13 protein-coding genes are annotated in these 14,036 nt (G+C 59.3%); 10 read left to right on the forward strand and 3 right to left on the reverse strand.

The genetic code is table 11. The features are described from left to right. Position 1: 1 nt before the first annotated feature. On the reverse strand, positions 2–1,405 hold the full coding sequence (gene phrB, locus MLD04_RS14540) for a deoxyribodipyrimidine photo-lyase (RefSeq protein ID WP_248159892.1): 1,404 nt from the start codon (positions 1,403–1,405) through the stop codon (positions 2–4). Positions 1,406–1,553: 148 nt separating this feature from the next. On the opposite strand from phrB, the gene MLD04_RS14545 reads away from it, so the two are divergent. The 10 genes from MLD04_RS14545 to MLD04_RS14590 all read left to right on the forward strand — a co-directional run bounded on the left by MLD04_RS14545 (position 1,554) and on the right by MLD04_RS14590 (position 12,907). Next, positions 1,554–2,366, forward strand: coding sequence for a hypothetical protein (locus MLD04_RS14545; protein ID WP_248159894.1), 813 nt, complete (start codon positions 1,554–1,556; stop codon positions 2,364–2,366). Positions 2,367–2,383: 17 nt separating this feature from the next. Further along, positions 2,384–3,304, forward strand: coding sequence for a mechanosensitive ion channel family protein (locus MLD04_RS14550; RefSeq protein WP_248159896.1), 921 nt, complete (start codon positions 2,384–2,386; stop codon positions 3,302–3,304). After that, the gene (locus MLD04_RS14555) at positions 3,255–3,752 is read left to right on the forward strand and encodes an ATP-dependent zinc protease family protein (protein ID WP_248159898.1); all 498 of its coding nucleotides are present in this window, start codon (positions 3,255–3,257) and stop codon (positions 3,750–3,752) included. Before MLD04_RS14550 ends, MLD04_RS14555 begins: the two co-directional genes overlap by 50 nt. Beyond that, positions 3,749–4,654, forward strand: a complete 906-nt coding sequence (rimK, locus tag MLD04_RS14560) for a 30S ribosomal protein S6--L-glutamate ligase (protein ID WP_248159900.1) — start codon at positions 3,749–3,751, stop codon at positions 4,652–4,654. Before MLD04_RS14555 ends, rimK begins: the two co-directional genes overlap by 4 nt. Beyond that, a complete protein-coding gene (locus MLD04_RS14565) occupies positions 4,651–5,721 on the forward strand; it encodes a succinylglutamate desuccinylase/aspartoacylase family protein (protein ID WP_008937361.1) in 1,071 nt (356 codons plus the stop codon). Before rimK ends, MLD04_RS14565 begins: the two co-directional genes overlap by 4 nt. An 18-nt stretch (positions 5,722–5,739) precedes the next feature. Further along, positions 5,740–6,165 (forward strand): secondary thiamine-phosphate synthase enzyme YjbQ, encoded by a 426-nt coding sequence (locus tag MLD04_RS14570; protein WP_248159902.1) that lies wholly within the window; start codon positions 5,740–5,742, stop codon positions 6,163–6,165. A 249-nt stretch (positions 6,166–6,414) separates the two neighbouring features. Then, positions 6,415–7,392 (forward strand): TAXI family TRAP transporter solute-binding subunit, encoded by a 978-nt coding sequence (locus tag MLD04_RS14575; protein WP_248159904.1) that lies wholly within the window; start codon positions 6,415–6,417, stop codon positions 7,390–7,392. Positions 7,393–7,476: 84 nt separating this feature from the next. Then, a complete protein-coding gene (locus MLD04_RS14580) occupies positions 7,477–9,663 on the forward strand; it encodes a TRAP transporter permease (protein ID WP_248159913.1) in 2,187 nt (728 codons plus the stop codon). 116 nt (positions 9,664–9,779) lie between these two features. Continuing rightward, on the forward strand, positions 9,780–11,558 hold the full coding sequence (locus MLD04_RS14585; RefSeq protein ID WP_248160347.1) for a sensor histidine kinase: 1,779 nt from the start codon (positions 9,780–9,782) through the stop codon (positions 11,556–11,558). Continuing rightward, complete coding sequence (locus MLD04_RS14590; RefSeq protein ID WP_248159915.1) at positions 11,555–12,907, forward strand: sigma-54-dependent transcriptional regulator; 1,353 nt, start codon at positions 11,555–11,557, stop codon at positions 12,905–12,907. The genes MLD04_RS14585 and MLD04_RS14590 overlap by 4 nt, the downstream gene beginning before the upstream one ends. 15 nt (positions 12,908–12,922) lie before the next feature. Here the strand turns inward: MLD04_RS14590 and MLD04_RS14595 are convergent, their stop codons facing one another. Together MLD04_RS14595 and MLD04_RS14600 are read right to left on the reverse strand one after the other, a co-directional pair. After that, positions 12,923–13,444, reverse strand: a complete 522-nt coding sequence (locus MLD04_RS14595) for a cytochrome b (RefSeq protein ID WP_248159921.1) — start codon at positions 13,442–13,444, stop codon at positions 12,923–12,925. Positions 13,445–13,456: 12 nt separating this feature from the next. Continuing rightward, entirely contained in the window at positions 13,457–13,798 is a 342-nt protein-coding gene (locus MLD04_RS14600; protein WP_248159923.1) for a hypothetical protein, read from the reverse strand. Between the last annotated feature and the right edge of the window lie 238 nt (positions 13,799–14,036).

Genomic DNA, 14,036 nt, shown 5'->3' on the forward strand with positions numbered 1-14,036 from the left:
CCTAGTCTTTTAACGCCTGGAACCTGGCGATCGCTTCCTTCCGGCTTTCCTTCAGATCGACAATGGGTCTGGGGTAGCCCTTCGGGATGACTCCCCCTTTGGCCCCCGGGTCATGAATGCGCTTGGCATCGAGTTTTGACAGCTCCGGCACCCACCTTCGGATGAACTCGCCGCTGGGGTCGAACCGTTCACTCTGGGTGACCGGATTGAATACCCGGAAGTACGGCGCGGCGTCGGTTCCGGTCGAGGCGCTCCATTGCCAGCCGCCGTTATTGGACGCCAGGAATCCGTCCACGAGCTTCGACATGAAATAGGCTTCCCCCAGGCGCCAGTCGATGAACAGGTTCTTGGTCAGGAACATGGCGGTGATCATTCGCAGGCGGTTGTGCATCCAGCCTGTCGCGTTGAGCTGACGCATGGCGGCGTCGACAACTGGGACGCCGGTCCGCCCTTCCTTCCATGCATCAAAATGGTCTCCGGGCGGGTTCCACTCCAGCGCCTCCGTTTCCGGTTTGAAGGCCCGGTGCATACTGACCCGCGGATAGTGATACAGGATGTGGATGTAGAAATCCCGCCAGGCGATCTCGTTGATCCAGGTAATCAGTCCTTCCTGATTGCCCCCGCGGCCCTGGACCTCCCGTGCTGCAAGCAGGCACTGGCGACCCGACAGTACGCCGTTGGCCAGGTAAGGCGAGAGCTGACTCGTGCCATCCACGGCGGGAAAATCCCGCTGCTCCTTGTAGGCTCCAGCCCGGGTTTCAAGAAAGCGTTCCAGCTGGTCGTGCGCGGCATTTTCGCCGGTTTCTACCAGGGCGGGCGGTGCCTCCCTGAATGGGGCGGGAATGGCGTCGATCTGGCTGGGACGGATGGCATCGCCGCAGGCAGAGGGAGACGGAAAAGCCGTGGGTGCGGTTTCGTCAATCCAGCTCTGCCAGCGCCGCGAGAAGGGTGTGAACACCGAATAGGGCTCGTTCTGTTGCGTCAGGATCTCGCCAACTGGCGCGACCGTCTGGTCCCGGTACTTGCAGATGGTTACCCCGAGACCATCCGCCTTCTGTTTGAGGCTTTTGTCCCGGCGTCTCTCGTTGATGCCATACTCTTCGTTGAAATGGATGTGCGTGATCCTGTGTTCCCGACAAACGTTGAGAAGAGCGTCCTGGCTCTGGGTGAAGTCGTCTGCATCCAGGAAAACCATTGGGATGCCCAGCGCTGCCAGCTCCCTTGCCAGGGCGTTTGCGTGGTCGATGACGAACTTTACCCGCGCCGGGGACCAGTCATGGGTTTGCCATTGCCCGGGGGTCACGATATAGCATGCCGTGACCGGCTCTCGGGTTTGACAGGCGGCGGTGAGCGCCGGGTTGTCGGCGACGCGCAGATCGTTTCTGAACCAGACCAGTTGAGTCATTGATTTCCCTGTTTTCCCGGGCTGACCCGCATACGGGTAATTACAGCCACTGTTGCAATAAAATCACCAACTTGTGTATTCGCTGGGGCGGCGGGTTTGGATTATAGTTAAGCCCGATCAACGGCGCTTGAACGGGAGTAAGGAACGGATGATTCAGGAATCCGAAAATCGGCGGGATGGCGCCTGGCGGCAACCCTACAGACTGGAATCCGGTCAGACTCAATATCACGAACTGGGCCACGTCCAGCTCTGGGTAACGCTTCTGGATCTCGAGTGGCAGGTGCGCCTGAGGACCCTTGAAGCGCAGGGTGACCCCTCGGCATGGACCGAGCGTGTAGGGCATGTGTTGCCGTCTCTTGATGTGCCGCTCCAGCGATTTATTCGCCCGGAAAACGACGGCGGTACCATCACGTTCATGCCGGCGGTTGCCAGTCTGCCAACCGTAATACGGCCGTTTCAGCCGATGACGATTCCGGCAGGTGGGCGTTGTGTCATCTATGTTGGCACCATGGTCTGGATGAAGGTCTGCGTGGGGCCGAACGAGACGCCGCTGACGGAAATCCCGCTTTCTACGCCCCTGATGACCTGGGTGGGCCGGAACACCATGGAGGGTGAATTGTGTTATTCCTCGTCAACGTTTGCCCGGCTGGTACTGGAGGCTGTTCCCAAACGCCCCTGGCGGGCGGTGACGCCGGTGACGATCATCAACCGGCGGTCAGAGCCTTTGCTGCTGGAACGATTCAGCCTGCCGACGCCATTGTTGTCGTTGCATCAGAATGAGCGAGCGCAACTGTGGACGCCGGGGGTGACCGTGGAGTGTGAAACCGATATGAATTCCGCAAGCCTTCGTGTCGACACGACATTGCTGCCGGCTGCTGGCAATTGCCGCAAGGTTGGCGACGCCCGTGAGAAAAGTTCCCGGGGCCGGCTGGTGCGGGCGTTTGATCGAATGTTTGGCTAATCGCAGGAGCGTTCACTTTGCTGGAGGATATCAAGACAGGCCTGTTGTCTGTGATCGATGGCGTTGCCTGGGCCCAGTGGTTCAGTGCACTGTTCCTGCTCGTCCTGGGCCTGGTGGTGGGGGCGGCTGTTGCCCGCAGCGTTGCCAGTGTGATGGCGGAGCGCACATCGCGGCATCATGCGCTGATGGTCCGGCGGCTGGTGTTTTATCTGATCGTCACGCTGTTTGCGATTGCGGCGTTGAGAGAGGCCGGGTTTTCCCTGGATGTTGTGCTGGGCGCTGCGGGTATCCTCACAGTCGCCATCGGCTTTGCCTCCCAGACGTCGGCGTCCAATATGATCAGTGGGCTGTTCCTGCTGGTGGAAAAACCTTTTGAAGTCGGCGACGTGATTGAAGTGGACACGACCATCGGAGAGGTGGTCGGTATCGACATGCTCAGCGTAAAGCTGCGGACGCCCGACAACCTGTATGTACGGATTCCGAATGAAACGCTGATCAAGACCCAGGTCATCAACCGCTCCCGTTTTCCGATCCGTCGTCTCGACCTGGTGGTGGGTATTGCCTACGCTGAAGATGTGGAGCGGGTGGAATCCCTCTTGTTGGCCCTCGCGGAACAGGAACCACTTTGCCTTGAGGAGCCAAGGCCTTTCGTGCTCGTGACAGCGTTCGGTCCGTCCTCCGTGGATCTGCAGTTCTCTGTCTGGGTCCCCCTTGACAAGGTTCTCGAGGGGCGTAGCAGAATGATGGTTGCGATCAAGGGCATGCTTGATCGAGAGGGTGTCGAGATACCTTTCCCGCATACCAGCGTGTATGCGGGCACTCACTCCGAACCTTTCCGGGTACAGCTGCTCAGCCCGGAAGCAAGCCCCGAACAAAAGGAAACATCGGATGCCGAAAGTGCCCAGCGAGTCAGCCCCGAAGGACAAGCCGGAAAATAGCGAGAACAGGATATGCCTTGGTTGGCGGGAATGGGTGTCCTTGCCGGATCTGGATATTGCCCGGATCAAGGCCAAGATCGATACCGGCGCCCGGACTTCCTGCCTGCACACGTTTCGTACCGAGCCCTACACCGAAAACGGTGAGCGGCGCGTCCGTTTCTGGGTGCATCCGGTTCAGAACGATCTGCATCAGGTTGTCGAGTGCGACGCAAGAATCCTCGATGAGCGGAATGTTTCGGATTCCGGAGGACACAAGGAATTGCGTTTGGTGATCGAGACGACCGTGGTGGTGGGCAACCAGAGCTGGCCCATTGAAATGACGCTGACCAATCGGGACTCAATGCGGTTCCGGATGTTGCTGGGCCGAACCGCCATGGCGGGTCGCTCGGCGGTTTACCCCGAATCTTCCTATCTTGCCGGCGAGCCGGTTATAAGGACTGACACATGAAAGTTGCGGTACTGTCGCGAAACAAGAATCTGTATTCCACCCGGAGACTGGTGGAGGAGGGAATCAATCGCGGCCACGAGGTGCATGTGATTGATTGCCTTCACTGTTCCATGAATATCACCTCGGCGGATCCAAGGATCAGTTACCACGAGGAGGATATTGAAGGCTTTGACGTGGTGATTCCACGAATCGGTGCCTCGGTCACGTTCTATGGTACAGCCGTGCTCCGTCAGTTCGAAATGATGGGGGTGTTCCCGGTCAACGAATCGGTGGCTATCACCCGCTCGCGGGACAAGCTCCGGTCGCTGCAGTTGCTGGCCCGGAAAGGCGTTGGCATGCCGGTAACCGGCTTCGCGAACAAGCCTGACAACGTGCCTGAGCTTCTGAAAATGGTGGGCGGTGCCCCGGTGGTCATCAAGCTGTTGCAGGGGACCCAGGGTATTGGTGTGGTCCTGGCTGAAACCCGCAAGGCTGCGGAGAGCGTGATCGAGGCCTTTATGGGCCTGAAGGCGGACATCCTGGTGCAGGAGTTCATCAAGGAAGCCGGCGGCGCCGATATTCGGTGTTTCGTACTCGGCGATAAGGTCATCGCGGCCATGAAGCGGCAAGGGGCCGAAGGCGAGTTCCGTTCCAACCTGCACCGTGGCGGTACCGCCTCCCTGGTCCGGATCACGCCCCAGGAACGTCGTACCGCGATTGCCGCTGCCAAGGCCATGGGGCTGAATGTGGCCGGCGTGGACCTGTTGCGTTCGAGTCGTGGCCCCCTCGTGATGGAAGTGAATTCGTCGCCGGGACTGGAAGGCATCGAGAACGCGACCGGCAAGAATGTCGCGGGCATGATCATCAACTGGACCGAGAAGAACCAGAAGCCCTGGAAGACACGGACCAAGGGGCAGGGATGAGCAAGGCGCGAGCACCCTTCGAAATCGCCGGTGTACAGATCAAACCCGGCACCCGGCAGACGGTTGAAGTACCGGTTGCCAAACTCTATACCCACACGCCGCTTCATATTCCGGTCGAGGTCATTCATGGTCGCCGGGACGGCCCCGTACTCATGGTGTGCGGGGCGATCCACGGTGATGAGATCAACGGGGTGGAAATCGTACGCCGGGTGTTGACCAATTCGGCACTCCGGCACCTGCGGGGCACCCTGGTGGCGGTTCCCATCGTGAATATTTTCGGGTTCGTGCAGCGCACCCGCTACCTGCCAGACCGGCGTGACCTGAACCGGTGTTTTCCGGGCAGTGAGACCGGGTCGCTCGGTGGGCGCATTGCCTACCTGCTACGCACCCAGATCATGGAGAATGTGACCCACATTATCGACCTTCATACCGGTGCGATTCATCGATTCAACCTGCCCCAGATACGGGCCGAGCTCAAGAATCCGGAGACCATCCGCATGGCGGAGGCCTTCGGCGCGCCGATCATTATCAATGCCGGCTTGAGGGAAGGCAGTCTCCGGGCCTACGCCGATTCGCTGGATATACCGGTCATCACGTTTGAGGGCGGTGAGGCCCTCCGTTTCGATGACGTAGTGATCACCAGTGGCGTCAAGGGCGTGATCCGGGTCATGCGCGAGCTCGCGATGGTGCCGGCGAAAAAGGGTCCCAAGGCTCCCAGGAAACGGTCGGAAACGGCAGCGAACTCCCAATGGGTGAGAGCTGACATCGACGGCATCATGCGGCCGGTTGCCCATCTGGGCCAGAAAGTCCGGAAAGGGCAGCGGCTTGCCATGGTCGCCGACCCGTTTGGTGAATCGGAAACGGCGGTGACGTCACCCTGTTCCGGCATCGTGATCTGTGTGAACAATCTGCCGCTGGTCAACGAAGGCGAGGCCATCTATCACGTTGCCCGTTTCGACGAGCTCAGCGAAGCGGAGAAAGCCATGGATTATTTTCGCAGTTCCTTTGAGGCCGAAACGACCGAAGCGGTGGTTCCGGTCCATCCCTGGGACGATTTGCAGAAGTAGTGACGAGGAGACACCGAAATGATCTGGGATCAGGCGCTGATTGAACTGGCTCCGCTACCCCGGGGATTCCACCTGGTCACCAACGAAGTGCTGGCCCAGGCGCCCGGTCTTGCGAATTGCGAGGTCGGGCTGCTGCATCTGTTCATCCAGCACACCTCCGCGTCCCTGGCCGTCAATGAAAACGCCGATCCGGATGTGCGTGGCGACCTTGAGCGGCACTTCAATGTGATGGTGCCGGAGCATTCCCCTCACTTTGTGCACACCATGGAGGGGCCCGATGATATGCCGGCCCATATCAAGAGCGTGATGATCGGTCCGTCGCTCACCCTTCCCGTCAGTCACGGTCATCTGGCTCTGGGCACCTGGCAGGGAATCTATCTCTGCGAACACCGGGACCGGGCCGGCAGTCGCCGAATCATGGCAACGCTTCAGGGGCGTTGGTGATCGCAACGTCTTTTCCGAACGCGTTCCGTTTCTGATATTGCCAATGGGTGGGATTCCACCCATTGGCGCCTTCCCGGTGGGTGGGTATCCACCCGTTTTCTGCACTATTTTTCCCTTTAAATTCAGTAACCTTCCGTTTTATAAGTAAATTCCGAAACTGGTCTGCCCTTTGCTCCCTGACTGGCAGCGTCGTCCTTCGCGGCGTGTAACGCACCCGATAACCAACACAATGATTCAGGGAGCCTTTCTATGAAATTCAAAGTGATTCTCGCTGCTGTTGCTGCTACTGCCGTCATGAGTGGCCCTGTCAGTGCCCAGGACAAATCCGACTGGCCCGAAAGTTTCACGGTGGGTACCGCCAGTCAGGGTGGGACCTATTTCGCGTACGGTTCTGGTTGGGCCAACTACATGGCCGAAAAGCTGGGTATCTCCGGTGGAGCGGAGATTACCGGTGGACCGATGCAGAACATGGCGCTGGTCCATACCGGTGACCTCAACTTCGGCCTGACGACGCTTGGTCCGGCCCGTGAATCCATGGAAGGCAACAGCCCGCTGGCTCCGGGTATGAAGATGGACAATGTCTGTGCCATGTTCCCGATGTATCAGACACCCTTCTCTATTACGGCGCTCAGCGGTTCCGGCATCAAGACCATCGACGATATCCCGGATGGCGCAACCATCGGTTTCGGTCCGGCGGGTTCCACCTCCGATACCTATTTCCCCAAGATGATGGACACGCTCGGCGTGAAGTATGAGCGCCGTAATGGCAGCTGGTCCGATCTCGCCGGTCAGCTTCAGGACGGCCTGATTGATGTCGTGGCCTTTGCAGCGGGAATCCCGATTCCGGCGGTGAGCCAGCTGGAAGTCCAGACCGATATCAACATCATCGGCATGAATGAGGCTCAGCTGAAAAAAGTGACTGATGCATTCCCGGTTGCGCCCTTCACCATTCCGAAGACCACCTACAAGTCTCTCGAGCAGCCTTCACAGGTGGTGTCCATGTGGAACTTTGCCGTTGCCAATTGCGACGTGTCGGACGACCTGGTCTACCAGATGGTCAAGCTGACCATGGAGCACAACGACAAAATGACGTCCATTCACAAGGCGGCCCGTTCCTCTGTTCCTGAGAATTACAGCAAAAACAACGTCCTGCCCTGGCACCCGGGCGCTGCGCGCTGGTTCAACGAAAACGGCTATGAGATTCCGGCTGACCGGATCCATCCGTAAATGTCGCCGGAGGGGCCCGACGGGTCCCTCCGACAGGCCGGCACAGTGCCGGCCGGGCCTTTCCGCTTGCAGGGTGTATCTACCATGACAACCGAACACGAGATCCAACACGCGCCCCGGGTAACCGAGGACGAAGACCATATCCTGGCCCATAACGTGGATGAGGAGCCTGTCGAGCCCAATCGCCGACTGTTTGAGGGGTGGTTGCTCAAACTGGTCACCGTGATGACCATTGGCTATTCGTCTTTCCACCTGTATTCATTGAACATCGAACCCATGGAGACCTGGTCGTTCCGCATTGTCCATGTGGCCGGCGCCCTGGTGCTCGGATTCATGCTGTACGCCGGAGCTCGGTTTGCTTCTGAAGACGATCGGGTTGTCCGTCACCGTTGGACCAGCTGGGCCGCAGGGGTAATGATGCTGCCGGCGCTTTACGCGCTTTACCAGGGTTTTGCCTTCTACCAGATGCTGCAGGGCGCAGCCATGCGGATCGAGCCGGAAGTGGAGGCGTGGCATTTCGGTTGGCCGCTGATTGCCGCGACGGCTGGCGGTATTCTGATCAGCTGGTTCCATCAGCGCGGCCGGGCAAGGTTCAGTGCACCGGATCTCGTGCTGATGGTCTGCTCGCTGGCGGTCGCCACCTATTTGCTGGTGATTTACAACACCCCTCTGCGCATGTCCACCGGCACATCGTTTGCGCCCATCGGCATTTCGTTCGCGGCGGTTGCCGGTACGGCTCTGATTCTGGAAATGACCCGTCGGGTTGCCGGCATGGCGCTGGTTATCATCGGGCTCGTTTTCCTGGTGTATGTGTTCACGGGTGAGTATCTGCCGGGATTTCTCGGTTACCCCGGACTGACGGTTCAGCGCTTCTTCAGCCAGGTCTACACCGATGCGGGTATCCTCGGGCCGACCACGGCGGTGTCGTCCACCTATATCATCCTGTTCATTATCTTTGCGGCGTTTCTGCAGGCATCGAAAGTCGGGGACTACTTCGTTAATTTCGCGTTTGCCTGCGCAGGCCGCTCCCGCGGGGGACCCGCGAAGGTCGCCATCTTCGCTTCTGGTCTGATGGGCATGATCAATGGTACGAGCGCCGGAAATGTCGTTTCGACCGGCTCGCTGACCATTCCGTTGATGAAAAAAGTGGGCTACAAGAAGCAGACCGCGGGTGCCGTTGAGGCTGCTGCGTCAACCGGTGGGCAGATTATGCCGCCGATCATGGGCGCGGGCGCGTTCATCATGGCCGAGATCACCGGTATTCCCTATACCGACATTGCGGTGGCGGCCATCATTCCTGCCATTCTGTATTTTGCGTCTGTCTACTTCATGGTGGACTTCGAAGCGGCCAAGACCGGAATGCGGGGAATGCGGGAAGATGAACTGCCGAAGCTGTCGCGGCTGGTGAAGCAGTGCTATCTGTTTATCCCGATTATCATACTCGTGGTCGCCCTGTTCCTCGGGTATTCGGTGATACGGTCGGGCACCCTGGCCATGGTGGCGGCTGCCATGGTGAGCTGGCTGTCTCCGAACAAGATGGGCCCCCGTCAGATCCTGCATGCGCTGGATATTGCCTCGGTCATGGCGATCCAGATCATCGTGGTTTGTGCCGCAGCCGGTGTGATTGTAGGCGTCATCTCCCTGACCGGCGTGGGCGCACGCTTCTCGTCCATGCTGCTGGATATTGCTGCCCACAGCGATCTGCTCGCGCTTATTTTTGCCATGTTCATCTCAATCCTTCTTGGCATGGGCATGCCCACAACCGCTGCCTATGCGGTTGCCGCGTCCGTTGTGGCGCCGGGCCTGGTTGAGCTTGGTATTGAGCCACTGACTGCCCACTTCTTCGTGTTCTATTTTGCGGTGGTGTCCGCGATCACGCCGCCAGTGGCCCTGGCCTCCTATGCGGCAGCGGGTATTTCCGGAGCCAATGCAATGCAAACGTCCGTGGCGTCTTTCCGGGTTGGCATTGCCGCGTTCATTGTGCCGTTCATGTTCTTCTACAACAGTGCACTGCTGATGGACGCCCCCTGGTTTGAGGTGGCTCGGGCGCTGGTGACAGCCACCATTGGTGTCTACCTGTTGTCCGGTGGCGTCATGGGATGGTTTGGTCAGATTGCCGCCAACTGGATGATCCGGCTGGTTCTGATCGCCGCCGCCTTGCTGATGATCGAGGGCGGTGGCTGGACCGACCTGGTCGGAATTGTCATGGGCATGGCGGTCCTTCTGGTTCAGCGCAAGCGTCGGGAGCCAGAGGTTTCCATCGCCTCCTGATAAGCACGCGTCCGGCCGGCGGGACCGATTGTCCCTGACCGGCCGGAACGTTACGCTAGACATTTTCCACTCGGCGAAACCTATCTGTGCGACTCGGAATCCTTCTCGCTTTCCTGATGACCCTGGGGCTGTCCTGGCTGCTCGGTGACTGGTTCGGTTATCGCCAGGTGGAGCAGGAAAGTCTCGAGCAGTCGTTCCGTTATCGACAACTGGTTGCCAACGAACTCAACCGTTACCTGCCCATTCCCGAACTCATGGCCCAGCATCCGTTGATGGTCCGCGCACTGCAGCATCCGGACCAGCCGGAGCTGATCCTCGAAGCCAATCAGAAAATGCAACGGATGGCGGGTATCGTGGGCAGTTCCGATGTCTACCTGATGGACGATACCGGGTTGACCGTGGCCGCCAGTAATTTCAGTCGACGGGACAGCTTCGTCGGCCGACGTTTCGCCTACCGTCCGTATTTCAGTGACGCGATAAAGAGCGGAGACTCCGCGATCTACTTTGCGCTCGGTTCTACCTCCGGTGTCCGGGGCCTGTATTTTTCACATCCGCTGCGAGGTGACAACGGCGTGATGCTCGGCGTATTGGCCATGAAAGTGCAGGTGGATGACCTGGAATCCCAGTGGCACCGACCGGTCAATCGCGATGGTGCGCAGATGGTGGTGCTGGACAGCGCGGGCATCAGCTTTCTGGCCAGCCGGCAGGACTGGCTGTACCGGGATTTTTCGGGGCGGCGCGAGGAGCAGCAGGCCCTCGAGATCAGGCAACGTTATCCCGGTCGCCAGCTTCGGGCCATGAAGATTCATGACCTTGGTCGCCCCTGGGGGGTATCCGAGAAGTCCCGCAAGCTCAGTATCCAGACCGGTGAGGGAACAGAGGAGTACCTCAGTGTGACAACTCCGTTGCCAAGACTGGACTGGTCGTTGAGAGTCATGGTCTCCACCGCCAGGGTTCTGTGGACGCGGATTGCATTTGTGATTGGCGGTCTCGCCCTTTACCTGGCCATCCTGCTCGCCTGGCTGTATGTGAGAGAGCGATACCGTCGGGAGGCAGAGCTGGCCCAGAGAGGGGAACAGCTTGAACAGAGCGTTGCCGAGCGAACCGCAGACCTCGAACGGTCCAACCGGCAACTGCGGGAAGAAGTGTCGGAGCGGGAGCGGGCCCAGCAGGAGCTCAGGGAAACCCAGCAGGAGCTGATTCAGGCTGCCAAGCTGGCAGTGCTCGGGCAAATGTCGGCAGGGCTGAATCACGAGATGAATCAGCCGCTGACGGCGATCCAGACATACGCGAGAAACAGCCGGCGCTTTCTGCAGAAGGGGGCGCCGGATATGGTTGACGCCAATCTCGCCGAGATCATAACCCTGTGCGACAAGATGGCCGAGCTGACCCGTCAGTTCAAAGTGTTTGCCCGCAAGTCCGAAGGGCCGCCTACGAGTGTCGACGTTCGCCTGGCGGTGGACGCAGCGCTCAAGATCGTTTCTGCCCAGCGGGGTGAGGGAACCCCCCGGATACGCTGGCACCGTCCGGAGAGCCCCATCATGTGCCACGGAGACCTGATACGCATCGAACAGGTCATGGTCAATCTGCTGGCGAATGCCGTCCAGGCCGTGGACGGGGTTGACGGTCCGCTGGTCTCCGTCGACATTGAAGAGGACGACGGAAACTGGCGGTGTGTGGTCCGCGATAATGGAACCGGGCTGCCCGCCAACTCGGAGCAGGTTTTCGAACCCTTCTTTACCACCAAGTCGGTCAAGCAGGGGCTGGGCCTGGGGCTGTCGATTTCGCGCCAGATTGTCGATGCCCTCGGCGGGACGCTGACCGGCTCCAATCGTCAGGACGGCCCCGGAGCCGAATTTGTTGTCACTCTGCCAAAGCGGGAGGTCATCGAATGAGTCAACCCTCGGTTATTTTCGTGGACGATGATCCCCACATCCTTCAGGCCATGGCCCAGACGCTGGCGCTGGAGGATATACCGGTGACCTGTCATGCGGATGCGCCATCCGCCTTGCCCGCGATAACCCCTGACTTCGAAGGCATTGTCCTGTGCGATTACAACATGCCGGGCATGGATGGCCTGCAGATGCTGGAGAAAGTGCGGGCGGTGGATGACAGCATTCCGGTGATCATCCTGACGGGACAGGGCGATATCAGTACCGCGGTGTCTGCCATGCAGCAAGGCGCCTACGATTTTATTGAAAAGCCGTTCGATCACGAGGAGCTGATCGAGCTGTTACGCCATGCGATGGAAAAACGCCAGCTGGCGCTCGAAAACCGGCGGTTGAAGGCCCAGTTGCGGCACATGGCGAAGCCCGGCCCCCGTATTCTCGGAGATTCCCCGGCGATGCAGAGGGTGCTGGCATTGGTTAACCCGATTCTCGAGATCTCGGCCAACATCCTGCTGCATGGTGAAACCGGCTCGGGCAAGGATGCATTGGCTCGATATATTCACGAGAGCAGTGCACGGGGCGCCCATAACTTTGTCGCGATCAATTGCGGGGCGGTTCCGGAAAACCTGATTGAAAGCGAACTCTTCGGCCACGAGGCCGGAGCCTTCACGGGGGCGGATAAGCGGCGGATCGGCAAGATCGAGCATGCCCATGGGGGTACTCTGTTCCTGGATGAGGTGGAGAGCATGCCCCTCCCGCTTCAGGTGAAGCTGCTGCGGGTACTGGAAGAACAACGGGTGGAGCGGCTCGGCAGCAATGAGGTAAGGGACGTCGATGTCCGTATCATCGCAGCGACAAAAGAGGACCTGAAGGCGCTGAGTGACACGGGCCAGTTCCGATCAGACCTCTATTACCGGCTGAACGTGGTCAAGGTGGATATTCCGCCGCTTCGGGACCGGAAAGAAGATATACCGCTTCTGTTCCATCACTTCGTACTGATTGCGGCAGCCCGGTATGACCGGGAAAGTGTGCCCCTCGATGCCGGTCAGGCCGCAGGGCTGATGCAGAGGTCCTGGCCGGGAAACGTGCGGGAACTTCGCAATCTCGCCGAGCGCTACGTGCTGCTCGGACCGGCCGCACTGGATGACAGTGGGGCCGCCGGAGAGGCCAACATCACGGGGCGCCAGACGCTCTCTGAAATGGTTGACGGGTTTGAGCGTTCCGCCATTATCAGCGCTCTGAATGCCTGTCATGGTAGTATCAAGGACACCATGGTGCATCTCGGTGTTGCCCGCAAGACCTTGTATGACAAGATGAAAAAACACGGTCTGGACAAGGCCCAGTTCAAGGACTGAGCCTGTCCGGACGAATCAGGCCATTTTGCGCAGGGTATTATCGCCGACGACATGATGGTGGAGCAGTGCGGCAAGTACGTGGCCGGCCAGCACGAACCAGAGCAGATTGGCCATCACTTCGTGGGCGTCTTCACCAATCTCCTCCATCCACTCGATTTCCGGTCCGCGTTCGATCAGCGTCAGGCCGAAGGGATGAAGCCCGTGCCCGCTTCCCAGGGTGGTAAACAGGCCTGTCAGTGGCAGGGCGAGCATCAGGCCATAGAGTGCTATATGTCCCAGTTTGGCCGCCATTCGCCAGCGCTCGGGCGGACGGATCTGCCCCCAGTTGACGAGTCGCCAGAATAGCCGGAGTACCAGAAGCGCTCCCAGTGCGAGACCGATTCCCTGGTGAAGCGGCATGCCGGAGCCTCCGCCGATCTCCTCGAAGGCCTCCATCCATACCTCGCTCAACAGCATGAAGATCAGAAGGGCGGCCATCAGCCAGTGAATGGCCCTGGAGACGAGACCGTATCGATTGTCAGAGTCCAGCCAGGTCATGCTCAGTCTCCTTTACTGCTGCTCGGCGTTTGCGTCGTTGCCCACGAGCGATACGTCCTGCTCACGGACAACGTTGTCGTTGCTGTCCCGTAGCTGGATTCGGTAACCGTCATTCTGCTCGGAGATGGTGGCGGTTGAGCCAGGGCCGAAGCGTTTCAGGGCAGTGGCCTCGGCCATTACCCGGATCTCCTCCGGTGAGTAGTTCTTTTCCATGCTCGCCGGCGCCCAGGCCTGGCGGGAATACTCATCGTCATCATCATCCGCGAAACTGTATGTGGGCGTCAGGCCGACCAGCAGGGTGGCGGCGAGCAGTGCGGACAGCGAATACCGTTTACTGTGTTGTGATATGGCCATGATCAATTCTCTCCTTTGCCGTTTGTGTCAGGATCAGTCGCCGGATGAGCCGGAGACCGGGTCTTGGTCGCGTCGGAATTGCACACAGTAAAGCGGGCCTTTGTCGTGAAAGTGTGTCGGAGCGGCGGGTTTTTTGTCGCAAATTGTCGCAACCCCGCTTGCCGACAAAACCTGCGACAAAGTCAGCACCCAAGATCAGCGGCGATACCCCTATAATCAGGCTGTCAGAGGTTTGGAC

This window comes from Marinobacter koreensis (assembly GCF_023156285.1).
GTDB lineage: Bacteria > Pseudomonadota > Gammaproteobacteria > Pseudomonadales > Oleiphilaceae > Marinobacter > Marinobacter koreensis.

Bases quoted from the DNA above. Each gene is read 5' to 3' on its own strand.
- MLD04_RS14545 (WP_248159894.1), top strand. From the start codon at position 1,554: ATGATTCAGGAATCCGAAAATCGGCGGGATGGCGCCTGGCGGCAACCC.
- rimK (WP_248159900.1), top strand. From the start codon at position 3,749: ATGAAAGTTGCGGTACTGTCGCGAAACAAGAATCTGTATTCCACCCGG.
- MLD04_RS14600 (WP_248159923.1), bottom strand. From the start codon at position 13,798: ATGGCCATATCACAACACAGTAAACGGTATTCGCTGTCCGCACTGCTC.
- MLD04_RS14580 (WP_248159913.1), top strand. From the start codon at position 7,477: ATGACAACCGAACACGAGATCCAACACGCGCCCCGGGTAACCGAGGAC.
- MLD04_RS14555 (WP_248159898.1), top strand. From the start codon at position 3,255: ATGCCGAAAGTGCCCAGCGAGTCAGCCCCGAAGGACAAGCCGGAAAAT.
- MLD04_RS14585 (WP_248160347.1), top strand. From the start codon at position 9,780: ATGACCCTGGGGCTGTCCTGGCTGCTCGGTGACTGGTTCGGTTATCGC.
- phrB (WP_248159892.1), bottom strand. From the start codon at position 1,405: ATGACTCAACTGGTCTGGTTCAGAAACGATCTGCGCGTCGCCGACAAC.
- MLD04_RS14590 (WP_248159915.1), top strand. From the start codon at position 11,555: ATGAGTCAACCCTCGGTTATTTTCGTGGACGATGATCCCCACATCCTT.
- MLD04_RS14570 (WP_248159902.1), top strand. From the start codon at position 5,740: ATGATCTGGGATCAGGCGCTGATTGAACTGGCTCCGCTACCCCGGGGA.
- MLD04_RS14595 (WP_248159921.1), bottom strand. From the start codon at position 13,444: ATGACCTGGCTGGACTCTGACAATCGATACGGTCTCGTCTCCAGGGCC.
- MLD04_RS14565 (WP_008937361.1), top strand. From the start codon at position 4,651: ATGAGCAAGGCGCGAGCACCCTTCGAAATCGCCGGTGTACAGATCAAA.
- MLD04_RS14575 (WP_248159904.1), top strand. From the start codon at position 6,415: ATGAAATTCAAAGTGATTCTCGCTGCTGTTGCTGCTACTGCCGTCATG.